Origin of the sequence: Actinoallomurus sp. CA-142502 (assembly GCF_050936355.1) — a bacterium.
In the GTDB taxonomy this organism is placed as follows: Bacteria; Actinomycetota; Actinomycetes; order Streptosporangiales; family Streptosporangiaceae; genus Actinoallomurus; species Actinoallomurus iriomotensis.
Genome location: NZ_JBNJMY010000001.1, coordinates 6,175,693 through 6,197,450, shown reverse-complemented (window position 1 = coordinate 6,197,450; position 21,758 = coordinate 6,175,693). Strand labels below are relative to the sequence as shown.

At 71.6% G+C, this 21,758-nt stretch carries 13 protein-coding genes; 10 read left to right on the top strand and 3 right to left on the bottom strand.

What is annotated here, in order from left to right; all coding sequences use genetic code 11:
• Positions 1–21: 21 nt before the first annotated feature.
• The 7 genes from ACQEV1_RS29490 (at position 22) to ACQEV1_RS29460 (ending at position 6,834) form a co-directional block, all read left to right on the top strand.
• Entirely contained in the window at positions 22–426 is a 405-nt protein-coding gene (locus ACQEV1_RS29490) for a carboxymuconolactone decarboxylase family protein (RefSeq protein ID WP_285622095.1), read from the top strand.
• 1 nt (position 427) lies between these two features.
• Positions 428–1,654 carry a Tm-1-like ATP-binding domain-containing protein gene (locus tag ACQEV1_RS29485; RefSeq protein ID WP_433397652.1) on the top strand — a complete coding sequence of 409 codons (1,227 nt, stop codon included), beginning with the start codon at positions 428–430 and terminating at the stop codon, positions 1,652–1,654.
• The gene (locus ACQEV1_RS29480; RefSeq protein ID WP_285622091.1) at positions 1,651–2,472 is read left to right on the top strand and encodes a phosphoenolpyruvate hydrolase family protein; all 822 of its coding nucleotides are present in this window, start codon (positions 1,651–1,653) and stop codon (positions 2,470–2,472) included. The genes ACQEV1_RS29485 and ACQEV1_RS29480 overlap by 4 nt, the downstream gene beginning before the upstream one ends.
• A gap of 10 nt (positions 2,473–2,482) precedes the next feature.
• Positions 2,483–2,896, top strand: a complete 414-nt coding sequence (locus ACQEV1_RS29475; RefSeq protein ID WP_285578661.1) for a cupin domain-containing protein — start codon at positions 2,483–2,485, stop codon at positions 2,894–2,896.
• A complete protein-coding gene (locus ACQEV1_RS29470) occupies positions 2,893–3,294 on the top strand; it encodes a cupin domain-containing protein (RefSeq protein WP_285622089.1) in 402 nt (133 codons plus the stop codon). Before ACQEV1_RS29475 ends, ACQEV1_RS29470 begins: the two co-directional genes overlap by 4 nt.
• Positions 3,295–3,355: 61 nt before the next feature.
• Positions 3,356–5,878: an MGH1-like glycoside hydrolase domain-containing protein gene (locus tag ACQEV1_RS29465; protein WP_433397649.1), complete on the top strand. Its 2,523-nt coding sequence runs from the start codon at positions 3,356–3,358 to the stop codon at positions 5,876–5,878.
• Positions 5,879–5,970: 92 nt separating this feature from the next.
• The gene (locus tag ACQEV1_RS29460; protein ID WP_433397647.1) at positions 5,971–6,834 is read left to right on the top strand and encodes a DUF6745 domain-containing protein; all 864 of its coding nucleotides are present in this window, start codon (positions 5,971–5,973) and stop codon (positions 6,832–6,834) included.
• Positions 6,835–6,957: 123 nt separating this feature from the next.
• Here ACQEV1_RS29460 and ACQEV1_RS29455 read toward each other — a convergent pair whose 3' ends face one another.
• From ACQEV1_RS29455 to ACQEV1_RS29445, 3 genes are all read right to left on the bottom strand, one after another.
• Positions 6,958–10,341, bottom strand: coding sequence for a hypothetical protein (locus ACQEV1_RS29455; protein WP_433397646.1), 3,384 nt, complete (start codon positions 10,339–10,341; stop codon positions 6,958–6,960).
• 47 nt (positions 10,342–10,388) lie between these two features.
• Entirely contained in the window at positions 10,389–11,936 is a 1,548-nt protein-coding gene (locus ACQEV1_RS29450; RefSeq protein ID WP_433397645.1) for an FAD-binding oxidoreductase, read from the bottom strand.
• Positions 11,937–12,171: 235 nt separating this feature from the next.
• The gene (locus ACQEV1_RS29445) at positions 12,172–13,641 is read right to left on the bottom strand and encodes an ABC transporter substrate-binding protein (RefSeq protein ID WP_433397643.1); all 1,470 of its coding nucleotides are present in this window, start codon (positions 13,639–13,641) and stop codon (positions 12,172–12,174) included.
• 642 nt (positions 13,642–14,283) lie between these two features.
• Between ACQEV1_RS29445 and ACQEV1_RS29440 the strand changes: the two genes are divergently transcribed.
• From ACQEV1_RS29440 to ACQEV1_RS29430, 3 genes are read left to right on the top strand one after another with little or no spacing between them, the layout of a single operon-like run.
• Positions 14,284–16,758 (top strand): pectinesterase family protein, encoded by a 2,475-nt coding sequence (locus ACQEV1_RS29440; RefSeq protein ID WP_433397641.1) that lies wholly within the window; start codon positions 14,284–14,286, stop codon positions 16,756–16,758.
• Positions 16,759–16,762: 4 nt separating this feature from the next.
• Positions 16,763–17,986, top strand: coding sequence for a hypothetical protein (locus ACQEV1_RS29435; RefSeq protein ID WP_433397639.1), 1,224 nt, complete (start codon positions 16,763–16,765; stop codon positions 17,984–17,986).
• 29 nt (positions 17,987–18,015) lie between these two features.
• Positions 18,016–21,663 carry a glycosyl hydrolase gene (locus tag ACQEV1_RS29430; protein ID WP_433397638.1) on the top strand — a complete coding sequence of 1,216 codons (3,648 nt, stop codon included), beginning with the start codon at positions 18,016–18,018 and terminating at the stop codon, positions 21,661–21,663.
• The last annotated feature ends 95 nt before the right edge of the window (positions 21,664–21,758 follow it).

Genomic DNA, 21,758 nt, shown 5'->3' with positions numbered 1-21,758 from the left:
CCGGGAAGGAACGACCACCACATGGACGGTTCTGGTTCGCAGCGGGGTCGGCACCGCTACGACGAGGTGTACGGAGAGGGCGCGGCGGACCGGCTGCTGGCCGCGCTCAGCGGCCCCGGCGCCGATCTCGGACGCTACGGCATCGACTTCAACTTCGGCGAGATCTACTCCCGGCCCGGCCTGGACCTGCGGCAGCGGCAGATCGCCTCGATCGCCGCGCTGGTCGGCATGGGCGACTGCGCGCCGCAGCTCAAAGGGCACATCAACGCGGGGCTCAACGTCGGCCTCACCCCGGAGGAGATCGTCGAGGTGATCATCCACTGCGTCCAGTACACCGGTTTCCCGCGCGCCATCAACGCGGTGAACGTGGCCAAGGGCGTCTTCGCGGACCGGGCCGTCGCGGCCGGTAACGGGAAGGACGGCTGAGGTGACGACGATCGTTCTCATCGGCACCCTGGACACCAAGGGCCGGGAGTACGCCTGGTTGCGCGACCGGTTGCGGGAGCACGGCTGCACGCCGTTCGTCGTGGACGCCGGCACCGGCGACCCGGACGGCATCGTCCCGGACGTGAGCAACGTCGCGGTGGCCCGGGCCGCCGACAGCGACCTGGCGGAGCTGCGCGCCGCCGGTGACCGGGGAGCCGCCGTCGCGACCATGTCCGAGGGCGCCGCCGCCGTGCTCGCCGGCCTGTACGCCGGGGGCCGGGTCGACGGCGTGCTGGCCGTCGGCGGCAGCGGCGGCTCGGCCATCGCCGCCCGCGCGATGCGGGAGCTGCCCATCGGCGTGCCGAAGCTGCTGGTGTCGACCATGGCCTCGGGCGAGGTCTCCCCCTATGTCGGGGCCAAGGACGTCACGCTGACCTACAGCGTCGTGGACATCGCCGGTGTCAACCGGGTGTCGCGGCGGATCCTCGGCAACGCGGCCGCGGCGGTCGCCGGGATGGCCACCGCGTCCATCCCGGCCGGCGCCGACGAGCGCCCGCTGGTCGCCGCGTCGATGTTCGGCGTCACCACGCCCGCCGTCGAGGCGGCGCGGGCCCGGCTGGAGGAACTCGGCTACGAGGTGCTGGTCTTCCACGCCACCGGTGCGGGCGGCCGGGCGCTGGAGGGGCTGGCCGAGAGCGGGATGCTGGCCGGGGTGCTCGACCTGACCACCACCGAACTCGCCGACGACCTGGTCGGCGGCGTGCTGTCGGCGGGGCCGGACCGGCTGACCGCCGCCGGCGCGCACGGCGTGCCGCAGGTGGTCGCGCCGGGTGCCCTCGACATGGTCAACTTCGGCCCCCGCGACACCGTCCCGGACCGCTTCGCGGACCGCGACCTGTACGTCCACAACCCGACGGTGACGCTCATGCGCACCACCGCCGAGGAGATGGCCGAGCTGGGCCGGCGGATCGCCGGCCGGCTCCGGGCGGCGCGCGGCCCGGTCGCGCTCTACCTGCCGCGCCGTGGAGTGTCCGCGCTGGACGCCGAGGGCGCAGCCTTCCACCGGCCCGAGGCCGACGGGGAGTGCTTCGCCGAGCTGGCCAAGGGCGTGGCCGGGTCGCCCGTGGAACTGGTCGACCTCGATCTGCACATCAACGACCCGGAGTTCGGCCGGGCCATGGCCGAACGGCTGGACCTAATGATCAAAGATGCGGGAGGGACCACGTGAACCGCAGCACCGCACTGGACCGCCTCCGCGGCACGGTCGCGGCAGGCACCCCGATCATCGGCGCCGGGGCCGGCACCGGGCTGTCGGCCAAGTGCGCCGAGGCCGGCGGCGCCGACCTGATCATCATCTACAACTCCGGCCGCTACCGGATGGCCGGCCGGGGCTCGCTCGCCGGGCTGATGCCGTACGGCGACGCGAACCAGATCGTCCTGGACATGGCGGGCGAGGTGCTGCCGGTGGTGCGCGACACCCCCGTCCTGGCCGGAGTGTGCGGCACCGACCCCTTCCGGCTGATGCCCCGGTTCCTGGACCGGCTCGCCGAGACGGGCTTCAGCGGCGTGCAGAACTTCCCCACGGTCGGCCTGATCGACGGGGTGTTCCGGCAGAACCTGGAAGAGACGGGAATGGGCTTCGAGCTGGAGGTCGACATGATCCGGCTCGCCGCCGAGCGGGACCTGCTGACCGCGCCGTACGTCTTCGACACCGCCCAGGCCGAGGCGATGGCCGCGGCCGGCGCCGACGTGCTGGTGCCGCACATGGGCCTGACCACCAAGGGCAGCATCGGCGCGAACACCGCGATCGGGCTGGACGAGGCGGTCGAACGCGTCCAGGCGATGCGCGACGCGGCGGTGGCCGTCCGCCCGGACGTCATCGTGCTGTGCCACGGCGGTCCCATCGCCGAGCCCGCCGACGCCGCGTACGTCCTGGAGCACACCACGGGCGTGGCCGGCTTCTTCGGAGCCTCATCGGTCGAACGGCTGCCGACCGAACAGGCCATCACCGCCCAGGTGTCCGCCTTCAAGTCACTGCAGATCTGAGAGGACCGCCATGCACGTCACTCCCGGCGACGTCGCCACCATGTCCTTCGACTGGGGATCGATCAAGTGGTTCGTCACTCCGTCCCGCGTGCCCGGGGCGGGCAGCACCCTCGGTGAGGTGATCATCAATCCGGGCCGCGGCCACGCCCGGCACAACCACCCCGGCGCCGAGGAGATCATCTACGTCATCTCCGGCGAGGCCACCCAGATGGTGGACGACGGTGAGCCGTTCACCATCCGGGAGGGCGACACCGTCCACATCCCCAAGGGCGCCTACCACTCCACCCAGAACGACACCTGGCGGCCGCTGCGCCTGATCGTCACCTACACGCCCGGCGGCGAGGAGAAGGCGCTGGAGAGCGCCCCGGACTTCTGCCTGCACGAGGCCGGTGCCGTCCCGGAATGGTCGCAGGCCGGCCGGTGACCCTGATCAGGACGGCGCACGGCGGCACCTGGAGCCGGGACCGCCCCGCGTGGTCCACCCTCACGGCGGCCGGCCCCTTCCGGGTGCCGGCCGCCGGTGGGCGGTTCGACCGCCACCACCACGACTGCGACGAGTACTGGCTCATCATCACCGGCCGGGCCACCGTGACCAGCGGCCCGCACACCCACCTCGTCGGACCGGGCGACCTGCTGTGCACCCCGGCCGGTGAGGAGCACGACATCGTCGAGATCTACGGGGAGCTGACCGGGTTCTTCTTCGAGGGCCCGCTGCGCCCCGGCGGACGCCCCGGTCACCTGCACCGCGACCCCGCCCAGGCCACCGGCCACGGCGTTCCCTGCCGCCCGGAGCCCCCGGCCGGCCTTCCCCGCACCACCTGACCGGCCGACGGCCGATCACCAGCGTTGACAGAGCGATGCGAAAGGGTCCGCGATGACAGGCATGGCACGTCGGCAGTTCCTGGCCGGCACTGGACTGGCAGGGCTGGGCGGACTGACCGCGGGGCCGCTCGGATCGGCGGCCCGGGCCTCGGCGGCCGATGAGTCACCGGCCGCCGCGGGCCGTACGGCCGGGCCCGGCGAGATCCCGTACCCGACGCTCGCCCGTCCGTTCGCCATGCCGGGGGTGAAGGACCAGGACTGGACCGGCGCGCTGTTCGTCACCCGCGACGAGGCCCGGTTTGCGGTCCGGGTGGGCCTGCTGACGGCCGCGGGAGGCCTGATCAGGGAGAAGATGACCAACAACCTGTGGCGCTTCGGCCCCTCCGCCCCCGACGGCGTCTACAAGCAGGTCACGGTCAGCTCGGACGACCGCAAGATCATGCCGGCGCACCTCGACGCGCTGCGTGAGGTGATCGCCCATCCCGACTGGTTCACCGCGCAGGAGCTCACCGACGCGCAGGCGTCGCTCCCGCAGCTGGAGCAGAAGTACGCGACGGTCCAGGCGCAGAAGCGCACCATCCGCGTCCGCTACGCGCGGACCGACGGCGGCCGCGGCGTCGTCGCGGCGGTGACCGCGCTCGACGCGGACCTGTCGATCGTGCTCGAGGTCGCGGCGCCGTGGACCGAGACCCCGAAGTTCGCGGTGGCGAACGGATGCGTGCTCGGCAGCGAACCCGGCGTCGCGAACGCGTCGAGGACCGGCTACTTCGCGCTCGCGCCGGGCGAGCCGGCCGAGCGTACGACGCTCTACGCCTCGGTCGCCGACATGGTCGCCGGTGAGACCGGCGGGTCCGGCGCGGCCGGTACCGCCGTCGCGGCGCTGCGCTACGACCTGGCCAAGGGACAGACGATCACCTTCACCGCGACCTGCGACGACGCGCCCGTCACCCTGAAACCCGCCCCGCGGGACGAGACGAGGGCCCGGCTCGACGCCGCCCAGGCGCGTGTCGCCCGTGGATATCTCACCGGAACCGGGCCGGTGGGCCGCGTCGCCGACGCCGTACGGGACGCGCTGTCGCTCAACACCAACTACGACAGGACGACCCTGCGGAACTTCGTGATGTGGGGCTGGGGTGGCGCCGGCGGCCTGTTCACCGGCTGGGACTCCGCCTTCGACGCGATCGAGGCCACGTCGGTGAGCGCCGAGCTGGCCATGCAGCACGAGCGCGACGTCTTCGCCGCGCCGCCACCGCCCAACCAAGTGAAGATCAACGGACCGCGCTACGACCAGCAGAACTCCGGACCCATGCACGCGTACGCGGTGTGGCGCCTGTACACCAGGCTCGGGGACCGGGACCTCGTCGTCGCCGTCTATCCCCAGCTGGTCGCGTTCTTCGATCTGCTGCCGGAGTGGGACGCCGACGGCGACGGCCTGCTCGAAACGCCGTACTTCGGTGATCGGATCGGCGGGCGCGGCAACCATCTGGGGCTGGACGACAGCCCCGTCTACGCCGACTACCAGAAGGTCCCGAAGAAGGGCGGAAGCGGCGACCCGCGTCCGAACACCAACCTGACCGACGTGGCGCTCAACGCCTACTACGCGCTGATGGCCGAGCTCCTGGCGAAGATGGCACGCCTGCAGGGCAAGGCGGCCGACGCGGCCCGGTTCGAGGCGGTGTACGAGCGGATCAAGGCAGGTGTCAACGACCGGCTCTGGAACGAGGAGCGCGGGCTGTACCTCAGCCGTTACCTGGACGGCGGCTGGAACGAGGTCGTGACACCGACGGTCTTCTATCCGCTGTTCGCCGGAATCGCCACGCCGGAGCGTGCCCGCGTGCTCGTCGCGGATCACCTGCTCGACCCGGAGGAGTTCTGGGGTGACTACGTCATCCCCAGCGTCGCACGCGACGACCCGACGTACTGCTCGGGTGGCCCGGTGCATCCGCGGTCGAAGCACTTCAAGTTCTTCACCAAGTACAACGACGGCACGGCGCCGGAGCAGTGGAAGGGCGCGGCGTGGCCGCCGATGAACTTCACCGTGTACGAGGGACTCAAGCGGTACGGCTTCGACCGGGAGGCCGGTGAGTTCGCGGCGCGGAGCACCCGCATGTACCTGGACGCCTACGACCGCGACGGATGGTTCCCGGAGTCGTTCGACCCGGAGCCCGATCAGTCGATCATGGACTCGGCCGTCGACACGGCGTGGCGCACCTACTCGTGGAGCAACGCGATGGCCATCCAGACCATTCACGAACTGCTGTCGGACGACCCGTGGGACGACCCGGAGGCGCTGATGTTCGGCAGCCTGACGCTCCCGGGCACGAACTCGGTGTCGAACCTGGTGCTGCGCGGTCACCGGTACGCGGTCACCGCGGGCCCCCGATCGACGACCGTGACCAGGAACGGGCGGCCGATCTTCCGCAGCGAGGGCGGACGGGTCGCCGTGCGCGACTTCGTACTGACCGAGAAGGGCGCCTCCTTCGACATCACCGCCGCCGCGCCTACGGACGTGAAGGTGATCCCCGGGAACGGCCGGGCCCGCTCCGTGCGGGTGCCGGCCGGACACCGCCACGTCGAGCTCTGACGCCGGGCAGGGGCGCCGCTTGCGCGGGCCGGGGAGACAGGCCATCATCAGAGCATGATCTCCAACCGAAAGGGCGGCGACGCCCTCGCGCGTTGATCGCGCCCGCGCGGCGCGAAGACGCCGCCGAGACCGTCATCCGCGTCCGTGGCAAGAACGCTCACGACCGATGGCGGGAAGCTCTCAAGATCCGGCAGGAGTGGCTCGACCACGGCCTGTCCACCCGGCCGGCCGACCGGCGGACCGCCGAAGCGGCATTGACCGCCGTCTACGCGAGGATGGCGCGGCCGAAACCCCGTTTCACGTGGGTCGAGTCTCCGCATCAGGCGATCCCGCTCATCGCGGGTTCGCCGACGCTCGACCAGCTGTACGCGTGGATCCGGGATCCTCGTCCGCGGGGGACACCACCACTGGCCAGCGATCTGGCCATGGTCGCGTCCCAGCTGCGCGGCACGCTCAGTGCCGGTGTCGCCTATCTGGACCCTGAGCTGTCCGCGGCGCGGAAGGGCAAGGACAAGCCCTGGCCCGAACTGCCGCCGCTGACGGCGCTCGACACCGGTGTGCCTCTGGGCGTGGTGCTGCACCAGGGCATCCGCACCGCACTCCACCGGAGCCTCGCCACGGGGTTCCGCGAACCCGTTCTTCGCACGCTGGCCGGCGGACGCCCCGTCCCGGTGTGCTGGTACGGGCAACAGGACGCGGCGTGGGTCGCGTACTACGACACCCTGCACCGGCTCGGACTGGCCAGGTACGGGCCGGACGCACTCGACCACCTCGGCGACTGGGCGGCGCTGGCGCGCTCCTGCGGCTGGTGGTGGCCGGGCGAGGACGTGTGCGTCGTCGTGGAACGCCCCGAACTGGTGCAGACCGAACCGGTCCCCGGAACCTGGCACGACGAGGTCCGCCTCCGTCGCGGCGGCGTCCGCTACCGCGACGGCTGGCATCCGCTCCTGACCTGACCGACCGGCGGGCCGGAACGAGATCGCTTCTCTCGTCCCGGCCCGCCCCGATGCGGGCCGGCCCGCGCCCCGGCCGGCCCTGAGGACGAACCCGGTCCACGTCGAAGCGGTGACCTCGGGCCGTTATTCGGTGGCCGTACGGACGCGGCGGGCCAGGTAGGAGACGTCCGGGTGGGGGTGGGTGCGAAGCCGGCGCAGCAGCCCGCGCCAGGGAGCCGACCATCCGGCGCGGGGCCCGCAGGCCTGGACGAGCGCCACGGCGGCGGCCCCGGCGACGAGGTCGTCGCGTCCGGCCGCGGCGGTCGCGTGGGGGAGCACGTCGGCCGGATCCGGCGTGTCCGCGGAGGAAGGAACCGTCCCGGCCGCGCGGGCGTACCGGGCGGGCCCGTCCGCGAACGCCTCGGTGCCGCCCGCTCTCCGCGTCAGCACCCCGGCGACCTCGGCGATCGCGAAGGCTGAGCCGATCGGCCGGTCCAGCAGCGCGGCGAGGGTTCCCGGCCGGTCCCAGCGGAGGGTGGAGGCCGCGAGCAGTGCGCCGAGCGGTTCGGGCAGCACATCGTCCACCGCCGCGAGGACCGGATCGGCGTGGTCGCGGTCGGCTCGCGCCGCCCGGGCGAGCGCGGTGACGGCGGCGTCGAGGCGCTGCGCGACGGGAAGGTCGCGTTCCGGTTCCGCGTCGGCGGGCTCGTCGGCGGTGGCGAGTGCCGCGACGGCATTCCGCAGTTCCGTTCCCGCGTCACCGCTCATCGCGCAGGTGACGAGCCCGTCGAGGGCGATCCGCCAGGTGGCGGTCTCGGTGAGGTCCTGGAACCGGGCGGCGAGCGTGCCGGTGGCCTCCGGCGACCAGGACGCCCACGAGGGCAGCCAGCCGAGCGCCTCGCCCCGTACCGCCGGGTCGGCGGAGCGTGCGGCGTTCACGACCAGACCCGCGTACCGGGCGCGGTGGCGCGGCTCGACGGTGAGCGGCGCGGCGCCGAGAACCTGGCGGGCCAGGTCGCGGGAGCCCGCGACCGCCTCGGTCAGGATCCGCTCGCCGACCGGCAGGTCGAGGAGCTGCCGGGCGGCCGAGACGATGGCGGTACGGACGTCGCGGTGCTGTCCCTCCCGGTCCCAGGCCTGCGCGAGGATGCCCCCGGCGTCCGGGACGCGATGGTGGGCGATCAGCCGTACCGCCTCCTTGCGGGCGGTGATCTTTCCCTCCGCGAGGACCGGTGCGAGCGCGGCCGGCAACGCGCTCGGCGGGGTGAACCGGGCCGCCCGCGTGGCGGCGTACGCGGCGACGTGCGCGTCATCGCCGGTGACGTGGGCCAGCAGGTCGCCGAGCACGGATCGCGGGCTCGCGGTCCAGGCGGCGGCGGTCAGCGCCGCCCGCCGGACCAGCGGTTCCCGCGCACGCAGGTAACGGCGCAGCTCATCGGCCGAGGTGGAGGGCACGTCACCGATCAGGCGGACCGCACGGGCGCGTTCGCGCTCGGGCACGGAGCGGTCGGTGGCGGCCCGGTGCAGCAGCCTGAGGTAGGCCGCTCGCTGCGCGGCGGTCCACCGGCGCGGCCACGGCCGCGCGACGTAGGGGACGAAGGTGATCGAGCGACGCCAGAACCGGCCGCCCGGGATGTCGCCCGACAGCACGCTCCCCAGGAGATCGGTCCGTTCCGTCGCGAGGACGCGGAACACCGTGGGCAGCACCACGGACGAACGGTCCACCCCGATGACGTGCTCCACGCGTTCGGCCCGGGTGCGCGATGGGCGGAGCCAGTGCTCGATCGCCCGGGTGATGACGCTGTCGCGCTTGGCGTGCAGGGCGCTCTCCAGGGCCGCCTGCAGCTCCGGCACGTCGTCGCCCCGGCGGCCGAGCGCCGTCGCCAGGGCGAAGGTGAGCCGGAACTCGTCCCTGGCGCTGTCCCGCTCCAGCCAGGGCACGAGGCCACGCACCAGCGCGTGCTCGTCGCCGCGACGCAGGCAGTCGTCGAGACGGCCGATGAGGACCCCGCTGCCGCAGTCGGCGAGCGTGCCGAGCGCGTCGAGCGCGAAGGCCGTCAGGTCGCGGTCGCCACGGGAGGCACCCTGCCGGAAGGCCGACGCGACGAGCCGGGAGAGCGCGTGCACGGTCTGATGGGACAGGTCACGTGCGTTGAGGGCGTCCTCGACGAACCGGCCGAGCACGGCGGTGTGCCCGGCCCGCAACAGGCCCGGCGGCACCGCGGTGAGCGCCCGCAACGCCCGCTGCCGCACCGGGTCCTGCTCATTGCGGAGCCTCGCCAGTGACCCGAGCGCGTCGCTGAAGATCTCCGGGTCCCGGCCGCGTCCCGCGCAGGCGATCAGCAGCTCGTAGCCGCGCCCTCGCTCCTCGGCATCGGCGCGCCGCGTCACCTCCCGCAGCGTGTCGGCGGCCTGCTCGTAGGGGAGGAAGGCGGTGACCTCGAGGATCCGCCACGGGTCATCGGCGACCTTGCGCAGCCCCAGCATCCGGTGGGCCTCGCGGCCGCGCCGGGCCAAGGGCAGGACGTCGAGCACCGCGGGCGCGAGTTCCCTGGCGGAAAGGTCGATGCCCGCCATGGCCGCGTCGAAGACCGGCTCCCTGCGGGCGGGCGGGAACGCCCTGAGCAGGAGGACCAGCGCGGCGTCGTCCTCCCGCACGGCCCGCAGCAGCTCGGCCAGCCGGGGTTCGGGCAGCAGCCGGACCAGCCGTTCGCGCACGCTCCTGGCCCGGAGCAGCCGGCCCAGCGACGGGCGGGCGTCCGGACGCAGCAACAGGTCGCACATCCGCTCGGGAGCAGCGGCGATCAGCACACCCAGCTTGGGTACGAGCGCGCTGCTCGGCCCGGTCGGCTCCCAGTACCCCTCCAGCAGGCCGATCACCCGCAGCGGGAAGTGGCGTACGGCCTCGGCCAGGCCGGGGCCCCGCGACGTCCACCACACCCGGCGCAGCTGCCGGGGGAGCTCGGCCAGTTCCCGTTCGGCCTGGTCGAGCATTGACCGAGGATGAAGATGGCCCAGCGTGCTCCAGTTGGGAACGGCGTAGGAGAGCTCCGGCAGCAGGCGGTCCACCGCCTCGGCACCGCAGGCGGGAAGCAACGCCGCGGCCTCTCGGTCGCCCCACCGGTCGCGGACCGGTCCGAGCAGGCTCTCGGCGAGATCGGCACGGCGGTGCCGGCGGACGGTCCGGTACAGCAGGGCGCGCGACTCCGCCGGCGCGTCCCTGAGGAAGGCGGCCAGCGCCGTCGCGTCGGTGGCGCCGAGCCGTACGGCCGCGCCGATCGCCGTGGCGGCGACGTCGGCATCGGCATCTCCGACCGCGGCGGCGATGTGGTCCAGCGCAGCCTCATCACGCGCGGCCGCCGCGATGAACAGGCCCAGCGAACGCTCATAGGCACCGCGCTCGCCCAGCTCGCCGAGCAGGCGAGCCCGCTCGGCGGGGTCCAGTCGTGTGCGGAGCCCGGCGAGACGTGCGCATCGCGCCCGATAGGTCAGTGGCTCGATCTCGGCCAGCAGCTCGTCGGCATGCATGACCAAGATCCTGCCGGACGGCCGCTCAGGGATACGACCGCTTTTTGTCATTCTCGGCTGGATGCGCCGACCGTTTGGGGAGAGCGGAAGAGGCGGTCCGGATCGTAGCGGTCTTTGACCTTGAGCAGGTTTGAGTAGTTACTACCGAAGTAGGCCTGCTTCCAATCCGTGAGTCCGGCGTCGGCGTAGTTCTGATACGCCTGCCCGCTCGCGTACGGCTTCATCGCGGTGTGGAGCGCGCGCAGCCAGGCTTGCTGAGCTCGGACCGCGGCGCTCGGCGCGGTCGTTTCCCACGTCGTGGTGAACTGCCCGTTGAAGAGGCCGTCGCGGTGCACGAACGCGGTGGCGTCCGCGCGCACTCGGTTCACGGCGCCGCCCAGTGCGTCGAAGGCGATCCCGCCCTGGCCGCCGCCTGCGAGGCCGCCGCGGGTACGGACCGCGGACAGGATCGCGTCGATGCCCGCCGTCGTCATCGGGCGGGTGAAGATGTGCGAGGCCGCATACTCGCATTCGCGGGTTTCCCGTCCGGCGGACGTCTGCCCGGGAAGGCCGCCCGGGAGATGGCATTGATCGGCGCTGAGCGTCGTGCAACCGGCTTCGATCATCATCGCGTGCCCGTAGGTGGTCGGCTCGATCACCTGTGAGGAGGGTTCCGCGCCGATCCGGGACTTCAAGGTTTCGATCAGCCGTTCGGCGTCCTCCTGGGCGCCGAGGTAGGTGCCCCCTACCTGGACCGTGGGGCCGGCCTGGCCTTGGCCGTTCAGAACGTGGAGATTCGACCACAGTTCATCCGGCGCGAACGGCGCCCAACGCTGCCACGCGTCGATCACCGATGTGGCCACGGGCCATGGCCAGCCGATGAAGAACACGACGATATCGGAGGTGGAATGGGTGGAGAAGGTGAAATCGGTCGCTATGCCGAAGGTGGCTCCGCCCCCTCCACGGCAGGCCCAGAACAGATCGGGGTTGTTCCCGTCGTCACAGGTGAGCCGCCGCCCGTCCGCGGTCACCAGTTCGACCGCGCGGAGCCGGTCGGAGAGGATCCCGTATTTGCGGGCGACCACGCCGACGCCACCGCCGAGAGTCAGGCCGGAGATGCCGACGGTCGGACAGGATCCCGCCGGTATCGCGACGCCCTGGGCGGTCAGCCGGTCATAGACGTCGACCAGCCGTGCCCCGGCGCCGATCCGCGCGGTGCCCGACGACGTGTCGGCCCGAATCGACGACATCGGGCTCACGTCGATGACCAGGCCCTCGACGAGCGACGCACCGGTGTAGCTGTGCCCTCCGCACCGCGGCGCCACCGGCAGGCCATAACGCCGGACGAAATTCACGCACTCCGCGACATCGTGCGGATTCTCGCAGTAGGCGATGCCCGAAGGCCTGATCGTGTCGAAGCGTGGATTGAAGTTCTTGCGCGCCATCGCGTAATCGGTGTCACCCGGCCTGATGAGCCGCCCCTGCAGAGATTGCTTCAGCGCCGACCAGTCCGCGTTCTTCGGCGTGGAAGACGCGCGGCGTGGACCGTGCGACGTCGCACTCGTGCCGGTGGGCCTGCACGCACCGCCGACGGTCGTTGTGAGCGCCCCGGTCACCGTGAGTCCTGCGGCGCGTATGAACTCTCTCCGCCTCATGCGGTTACCAGGGTCCTTTCTCCGGGGAATTCCCGCGATCGGGCACATCTGTGTAGATGCGGCCGAGACCGGAAGAGTTCGTGCGTCGCCGTGTCCCGGGTCAACGGGAACGGGTATGGCAGGCCCGCGAACATGCCGGTGGCCGCGGTGCCCAGTGGAAACCGGGCACCGCGGCCACCGGTGCGATGCGGGTGGGCTACCAGTCCAGACCGGCGGCGGTCTGGTTCTTGATGTAGGCGGGAATGTCCGTCTGCTCCGCGACAGCGAGGGCCGACTCGACCGTCATACCGTCCCGCAGCACGTGCTGGCGGAACACCGAGTACATCGGGATATCCCAGTACTTGGTGTTCTGGTAGTTCTTCAGTACCGCGTTCGAACCCCAGTACACGCCGGACGTGTCGACCTTGGAAAGCTCCGGAACGGCCTTACCGAAGCTGTCCTCGACCGCCGGGGTCCGCAGAACTCCCTTGATGCCGTGGCTCGACAACTCGGTCTGCCCCTGCTCGGACACCAGCCACTTCACGATGTTGAGCGCGTCCTGCTGGTGGGTCGACTGCGGCGGGATGAAGGCCGCGGTCTGGTTGGGCTGGTACGTCGACGTCGAACCCTGCTTGAGCACCGGGATCGAAGTGACACCGACGTCGATGCTCTTGCGCAGCTCGTCGTATTTCGCCGTGTCGCTCTGCTTGATGAACTCGTTGCTGCCGGCGTAGGTGGGGAGCCTGCTCAGCGTGTCAACGGCCATCGCGACGTGGCCCGGACGGCTCATGTCGCCCTTGAGGAAGTCGTCGACCGTGGTGAATCCGTTGTGCGGGATCGAGAGGAACCGGTTGAGGTTGTCGCCGAGCTCTTGCCACCCCGGTGTGGTGAGGTCCACCTTCGCGTCCTCGGGCTTCGGGGTCCAGCTGTCGGTCGGCGTGAACGGGTACAGACCCGACTGGTTGTACTGCAGGTATTGGTCGGGGTGCTGCATGTACCCCTTGTAGGCGTCGGTTCCCACCTGCCGGGTCAGCTTCTTGGCCAGCTTGTAGATCTGGTCGTAGGTCATCCCCGACTTCGGGTACTTCACCCCGAACTTGTCGAAGATCTTTTTATTGTAGTAAAGGACGTAGTCGTCCTCGAAGACGGGAACGCCGTACAGCTTGCCCTCGGAGCGCGACTTCACCTGCTCCACCGCGCCCTGGTTGAGCTTGCTGAGGTCCAGTCCGCCCTGCTGGACCATGGACGTCATGTCCTGCACCCAGCCGCGCGGCTTGAGGTCCCGGGCGATCCGCTGGTACGGATTGTCGAGGATGATGTCAGGCACGACGCCGGCCGCCTGAAGGTCCTCATAGCGCACCGGGTAGTCCCAGGTGGCGTACTTGATCTTGAGGTTCGGAAAGGCCTGCCGCAGCTTGTTGCCGATGACGTTGTTGAAGACGCTCTCGGCCTCGCGCTGACCGTCGGCGTTCGCCTCGAACGGCTTGTAGTTGGCCGCGAAGATGAAGACTTCATCCTTCTTGACGCAGAAGGGCACGTTGTAGCGGTTGGGCACGTTGACGCCGTCGGTGCAGTCATCCGTGGCGGTGCCCGCCTTCTGACCGGCGACCGCCGCTTGCGGCGCCCAGCCGAGCAACAGCGCAGCGACCGCCGAGGCGATCAGCCGTCGTGCGAACTTGCCTTTCACGTTCCTTGTACCTCCACGTATCGGGTTCCGCGGTCGCCTCGATCAACGCCGTGCTGGTCGGGCATCTCCCTGGCCCACCCGCACGAGGCTGAGAGCCGCCGCCGGATGCTCATCGCCGGCCACTCCTTCCGCGATCTCGGCGTTTCGGCGAGGAAAAGGTTTTCCCAAGTGTGTAACCGACTTCCCGGGGCTCGTCAATCGTTTGACCGGGTGGCCGGTCCCGGCCACGGCCGGTCGGACACCGCCGCGCCGGGCGGCCTGCCATGCCGCCGTGACCTCCCTCGACACCTGCCGCCGACGCGAGGACCGGTGCCGCGTGACGCCTCGGAAGGAGCGCCTCCGGCGGCGGCGCCACGGACCTCCGACGTGCGGCGCCTCAGGTGAAGCCGTTCCGCGCGGCCGCCTCGGACCGGCGGCGCGCGACGCCCCGGGTGGAGCGGCGGACCGCCTCCGCGGGGGACGGTCGCGACGCCGCGCCGGGTGCTGTCTGCGATATGACGCCGCAAACGCCCGGTAGCGCCACGAATGTCCGGCGTCAAGGTCTTGACGCCTCCGCGTTGCAACAGCGACCGTTGCTCGGGAAAAGGATTTCCCGAAACCCGCCCTGGTGAGGCGGGCTCGGGCTGCGTGAGGGAGACCGCCGTGCGACTTCTCTGCCGGTTCCTGATGGTCGTGAGTCTGTGCGCGGCGGCGCTGATGGTCGTGCCCGCAGGCCCGGAGGCCTTCGCGGCGCCGAGCCCGGCGACCTTCGGGCCGAACGACCCGCGGATCGAGTTCGAGGGTCACTGGGCGAAGGACGACGACCTGGCGATCACCGTGAACTCCGGCTCGTCGCTGCGGTTCCGGTTCACCGGCGGCACGCTGGCCGCGCAGTTCAAGACGGCGAGCATCACCGTGCCGTCGCAGGTCTACGTCTCGGTCGACCGCGGTGAGCCGAAGCCGGTGAAGGTCGACAGCGACCGGATCGTGCTGGCGGAGGGCCTCGATCCGGCGGTGACCCACACCGCGGAGATCGTCGTCAAGGACGTCGACGAGTACGAGAACCGCTGGAGCATGCCGCTGCAGTCCGGCATCGTGCTGTCGAAGATCGAACTCGCGCCCGGCGCGACGCTGGAGTCGCTGCCGCGCACCCCACAGCACCGGCTGGAGTTCTACGGCGACTCGATCACCGAGGGCGTGATGGCGCTCTGCCCGACGCTCGGAGTCGACTGCGCCGACGGCACGAAGGACTACGCCTACCTGGTCGGCAAGGCGTTCGACGCCCAGACCAACCAGGTCGGCTTCGGCAAGCAGGGCATCATCCAACCCGGCCACGGCAACGTCGGTACCGCCGCGGAGTCCTTCGGCTGGAATCTGTCCGGCCATCCGGCGGCGCCGTTCGATCCCGACGCGGTGGTGGTCAACTTCGGCGCCAACGACGCGGCCTACTCCGGAGACCGGTTCACGCCGCGCTACGAGGCGTACCTGCGCCAGATCAGGGCCGCGGACCCCGGCGCGCTGATCCTCGCGATGCGGCCCTTCGACGGCACCCACGCCTCCGACATCGCCGCCGCCGTCAAGGCGCGGCACGACCGGCGCACCGTGTACGTCGACACCACCGGCTGGCTCGGTGCGAGCGACTACAACGGCGGCTCGCACCCGAACATCGAGGGGCACCGCAAGGCCGCCACCCGGCTGAGCGCGGTGATGGAGCGGCTGACCGGCTGGCACGCGGCCGCGCCCGGCGACGACGCCGCCCCCCGGCTGGCTCCGGACGGCGTGCGGCGGTCCACCTGCACCGACAGCCCGTTGCGGCTGACCTTCGCCGGACCGGTCGAGCTCGGTGTGCGCGGCCGGCTCCAGGTGCGTCGCGCCGACGGCACGGTGGTCGACACCATCGATCTCGCGGACCCGGCGAGCTACCAGCGCACCGTCGGCGGCGCCCGCTCCGACTTCGGCGAACCGCATCGGTGGGCGTACCAGCCGGTGGTCGTCGAGGGGCGTACGGCAACGGTCTACCTGCACGCGAAGCTCCCGCCCGGCCAGGTCTACCACGTGACCGTCGACCCCGGCTTCTTCGTCGGCAACGGCGGCATCGGCTCCCGTACGGCCTGGACGTTCCGTACCCGCCCCGACCCGAAACCCGGCACCGCCCGGCTGACCGTCGACGGTGGCGGCGGCGCGGACTTCTGCACCGTGCAGGGCGCCGTCGACTTCGTGGCGGAGGGCAATGACAGGCCGGTGCGGATCGACGTCGCCCCGGGGTTCTACCGCGAGCTGGTGTACGTCCCGCAGACGAAGCCGCACATCGCCATCCGCGGCGCCGGCGCCGGACGCACCACGATCGGCTACCCGAACAACAACCTGCTGAACGGCGACTACGCGATGGCCAACGTGCCGATCGAGCAGGCGTACTGCCCGCGCCGGGTGCTGGCCGACCCGGACCGGTTCAACTGCTGGCGGGCCGCGATGGGGGTCGACGCCGACGACTTCGCGATGTCCGGCGTCACGGTGCGGAACCTGACCCCGTACCACGGCTCGCAGGCGGAGGCGTTCCGGGGCAACGGTGACCGGATCGTGCTGGACCGGGTCCGGATCCTCGGCTACCAGGACAGCCTGCGGCTCCAGGGGAAGGCGGTCGTGACCGGCGCCTACGTCGAGGGCGACGTCGACTTCGTGTGGGGCACCGGCGGGGTGTTCATGCGGGACTCGGAGCTGAAGGCGCTCCACGAGGGCTACTACAACCAGGTCCGCAACACCGACACCGGTCCCGGGAACGTGTTCGTGAACGTCCGGCTGACCCGGGCGCCGGACGTGCCGGACGACAGCGTCTTCCTGGGCCGTGTCGAGCTGAGCCGGTTCCCGACGAGCCAGGTGGTGTTCATCGACTCCGCGATGGACAAGCACGTGAAGCGGGCCGGCTGGCAGATCACCAGCCCGAACGACTGCGCGGCCGCCGGACAGCTGCGGTTCTGGGAGTACCACAGCACCGACCTGGCCGGGAAACCGCTCGACACGAGCGCTCGGCTCGCGTGCTCGCGGCAGCTGACGGACGACGAGGCGGCCAAGCTGCGCGACCCGTCGTACGTCCTCGGCTGGGATCCGCGGCCCGCGCTCCAGACCCTGCGAGAAAGGTGAACCGATGACCTCCGTGAACCGTAGATCGATGCTGGGCACGCTCGGCGCCGCCGCCGCGTCGGCCTCCGTCAGCTGGACGCTCCCGGCCGCCGCGGAGGCGAGCACCGGGGGAGGCGACCGGCCGCGTTCGGCGCCGCGCCCGGTGGCGCCGGTCAACGCCGAGGTGGCGGCCGCGCACAGCGCGGCGTACAAGACGCTGCCGCAGGTGGTGGTCGGCGTGGACGTCGAGGAGCTGATGACGATCCACACCGCGGCCGACGTCCAGGCGATGCGGCCCCGGCTCGTCGCCCAGGTCTGGAAGTCCACCGGTGTGCTGCCGGACGGCCTGCCCGAGGTCCAGCGCGACGTCGGCGCTCCGGCCGAACTGCCGGCGTTCGAAGGCGTACGGCGGTACGACCGGCTCACCGTCCGTCTGCCGTTCGGGCTGTACTCGACGGTGTTCGTGCTCGAACCGCGGCGCCGGCCGCACAGCCGGGTCGCGTTCTACCACAACGGCCATGGCGAGCCGCTGGACACCATGCAGCGCACCGCCCAGGGGCTGCTCGACCACGGCTACGTCGTGCTGCTGTTCGCGATGCCGTTCTACCACTGGAACCCGACGACGCTGCGGGACCCGAACGACCCGTCGGTGACCCGGAAGCCGTCGCACAACGACCTGGGCCTGTGGGAGTCGGCGACGTTCTCGCCGCTGGCCTTCTTCCTGGAGCCGCCGGCCGTGGCGATGAACCACGTGCGGGCGACGTACCGGCCGTCGTCGGTGCAGATGGTCGGGCTGTCCGGTGGGGGATGGACGACCACGGTCTACCCGGCGCTGGACCCCCGGATCACCCGCTCGTACCCGACGGCCGGCTCACTGCCGTTCTTCGTGCGGCCCGGATCGCCGAAGCCGAGCCCGACCCGCGGCGACTGGGAGCAGCGTCAGGACATGCAGCCCGGCTTCTACGGCGTCGCCGACTTCCCCGACATCTACGCGCTCGCCTCGGTCGGGCCGAACCGCCGGCAGATGCAGATCCTCAACCGGTTCGACGAGTGCTGCTTCAACGGCGTCGGGCACCGCGGCTACGAGGCGGCCGTACGGCAGCGGATCGCGGTCATCGGCGGTGGTGACGGGGCCGGCGGCCACTGGGAGCTGCTCGAGGACGCCACCCACGGTCAGCACCAGATCAGCCCGTTCGCGCTGTCCGTCATCCTCTGGGACCTCGACGTCAACTGCGCCCACCTCCCCTAGACCGACAGCAGCGGCGACAGGAGACGACCATGCGTGGACGGACAGCGAAACGGAGAGCGAACCTGTGCCTCCGCGCGTTCGCCGCGGCGGCCCTGCTGGGAGGCCTCGCGGCGCCGTCGGCGCTCGCCGGGGCCTCCCCGGGATCGCCGGACCGGGGCGGGTCGGCGGGGGCAGGCGATCCCGCGCCCGCGCTGACCGCCCGGAACTTCGCCGATCCACCGACGGCGGTACGTCCGAAGTACCGGTGGTGGCTTCCGGGAGCCAACACCAGCGACGACGAGCTACGCCGGGAGATCGGCCAGATCGCTCAGGCCGGCGGCGGTGGCGTCGAGGTCACCGCGTTCGCGGCGCCGGGCGCCACCACCGATCCCGTCTTCGGCAGCGACAGCTACCTTGACGAGAACGGCTTCGGCTCGCCGAAGTGGCGGCACAAGCTCAAGGTGATCGCCGACGCCGCCCGGAAGGACGGCGTGATCCTGGACATGGCCCTCGGCCCGTCGTGGCCGGTGGTCGTGCCTTCGGTGCACAACTTCAACCAGCCGTCCGCGCAGCAGCAACTGATCTACGGCGCCGAGTTCACCGCGGCCGGCGGCAGCCGCGACGGGGCGCTCCCGCCGACGGCCACGAGCCCGCCGACCGTGGACACCCTCGCCTGCCCGGCGACGCCGTCCGGTGCGACGGACGTTCGGCTCTCGAACATCGCCGGCCTGGCCGCCGGAGACCGGATCACGCTCGGTTCGGACGCGGACGCCGACACCGTCACGATCAAACGGGTGGGAACCTCGGCGGGCTGCACGACCGTGGCGACGGACGCGGCCGCCGGCGCGACCGCTGTATCGGTCGCGGACGTGCCGGACGGCCTGCGGGCCGGCGACCGGATCGTCCTCGGCTCCGGAGCGGACCAGGACGTCGCCACCGTCACCGGCCTCGGCACGCAGAGCATGAAGTCGACCCTGTACGCGGCGGCCGCCGCGGGCGCCACCAGTGTGATGGTCGCCAACGACATGAACCTCGATCCGGGCGGCACGGTCGTGATCGGCTTCGGATCCGGCCAGGAGACGCGAAAGCTCACCAAGGTCGCGTCCAGCGGCAGCGGAAAGCCGGGCACGCTGACGTTCGACACCCCGCTCGAACGCGCCCACGCCCGCGGTGCGGCGACCGCGACTCCCGGCGGCGGCATCACGGTCAAGCCCACGCCGGCCCATCCGCATCCGGCCGGGGAACTGGTCCGGCGGGACGGGATCGGCGCGACTCCGACCGTCGTGACCCCGTCCGCCCATGCGCATTCCGCGGGCGCGGAGGCCATGGACACGGCGAAGACCTCCCTCGTGGCGGTGGTCGCCGTCCAGTGCAGCGCCGACTGCGCTCCCGGAGGCACCGGACCGCAGAAGCTCGACCGCGCGTCCGTGCGCGACGTGACGAAACTGGTCGACGCGAGCGGCGGGCTCCACTACACGTTCCCCACCGGGAACGGTCACCCGTGGGTCCTGATGGACTTCTACCAGACCGCCGACGGGCGACTGCAGTCGACGACGGCCGCCAAGTCACCCGACTACGCCCTCGATCACCTGAGCGCGTCCGGCGCCAAGGCCACCGGCGATTTCTGGGACCACTCGGTTCTCGGCGGTCCCGACGGTCCGCGGACCTCCGGGGGCGCCTTCTTCGAGGACTCACTGGAACTGGGCTACAACGAGACCTGGACCTCCGACTTCGCCCAGCGGTTCCAGAAGCTACGGGGCTACTCGGTGACGACGTTCCTGCCGGCGCTGGCCGGCTACGCCATCCACCGCAAGGGGGTGTACCCGGCCGCCTTCGACTTCTCCGACGGCAGCAGTGACAAGGCGCGCTGGGACTACGCGCAGACCTGGAGCGACCTGTACTCCGACCGGTACCTGCCCGCCCTGCGACGGTGGACGGAGAGCAACGGCATGACGCTCCGCGCCCAGCCGTACGGCGATCCGATCGACGCGGCGCATGCCGCGGAGCACATCGGCATTCCCGAGGGGGAGGGCCTGGAGTTCTCCGGTCACAATTCGGACCAGCAGTTCAAGGTGATCGCGTCCGGGGCGTACATGAGCGGGGCGCCCGTGGTGTCCAGCGAGTGCTGCGCGATCTCCGGCAAGGTGTGGGGGACGACCGTCGCGGAGAACCTCTCGACCGAGCTCTACGCCGGTCTGGCCGGTGGCGACAACCAGGTCGTCTGGCACGGGTTTCCGTACCTGGAGTCGCCGGCCGGCTCCGGCGCGCAGACGCAGTGGCCGGGGTTCAGCTACGGCGGGAACACCAGCTTCGCGGAGGCATGGGGTCCGCGGATGCCGCAGTGGTCCGACGTGAAGGCGGTCAACGACCACATCGCCCGGCTGTCGCTCGTGCTGCGACAGGGCACGCCGCGGTTCGACGTGGGCGTCTACTACCAGAACACCGGCCTGTCCGGGCAGGCGAACGACCGGTCTGACGCCATCATCCCCAACACGTCCGCGATGGCGACCGCCGGATACACCTACGGGTACATCAGCCCGGAGTTCCTCAAGGAGCCCGCGGCCGAGTACACCGGCGGGCAGCTGTTCCCGGGCAAATCCGGTTACCGGGCACTGCTGCTCAACAACCAGCAGACCTACCGTCGGGACGCCGCCGACAAGATCCTCGACCTGGCGCGGCAGGGCCTGCCGATCGTCGTCGTCGGCTCGGACCAGCCGCCGGCCGTCACCACCCCCGGCTACGGCCCCGCCGACGAGGCCGCGGTGCGGAAGGACATCGCGACGCTGTACTCCTACATCGGCGACGGGCGACACCAGGTCGTACGGGCTGCGACGCAGGACGACGTGCCCGCGGCGCTGACCTCCCTCGGCGTGACGGCGGCGGCCGCGCACGTCGGCACGGCGTCCGGGCGGATCGTGGACGTGCGCCGTCACACCGCCGACACCGACTACTACTTCCTCTACAACGACTCCGGCACGACGGCCGAGCAGACCCTGCGGCTGACCGGCGACGGCGCCGCGTACCGCCTCGACACGTGGAGCGGGCAGGTCACCCGGCTCGCCGAGCGCGCCACCGGCTCGCACGCGGTGACGCTGCCGGTGCGGCTCGCCGCCCATGACGCGACCGTGATCGCGGTGGCCCGCGACGGCCGGTTCGGCGGCGCGGCGGCCCCATCCGGTGAGCCGGGCGGAACGCCCACCGCGCAGCCGCTGACGTCCTGGCAGCTGACCGTGGACAGCTGGACGCCGGGTCCCTCGGGCCGCCCCGACGACACGGCCCACACCGCGATCGGACCGCTCACGGTCATCGCGGGCTCCACCGGCGAGCTCCCCGCCTGGTCGCACATCACCAGGTCGGCGGGCTTCCCGGCGGATCTGGCCGACGTGGCGGGCGTGGGCACCTACACCACCCACGTACGGCTCGACGGCCCCGCACGCGACGCCTCCCTCGATCTCGGCGCCGTCGTGGACACGTCCAGGGTGTCGGTCAACGGCCACACGCTGCCGCCGCAGGACCTGCTCGACCTCAGCCGGGTCGACGTCGGCCGCTACCTGCGGCCGGGGGACAACACGATCACGGTGCGGGTCGCCAGCCCGCTGATCAACGCGGTACGCGTCGCCCCGGGAGCCGGCGCGGCCGGCCGCCGGCGTACGGACAACGGCCTGATGGGACCGGTGAGGCTCACCACCACGAAGTGACCGGACCGCGGGCCGAGCCCGCGGAGAGCCCGCGCGGACGGCACCGTCCTGTCCGCGCGGGCTCCATGCGTCCGTCGGTGCGCGGGGCACGGCGG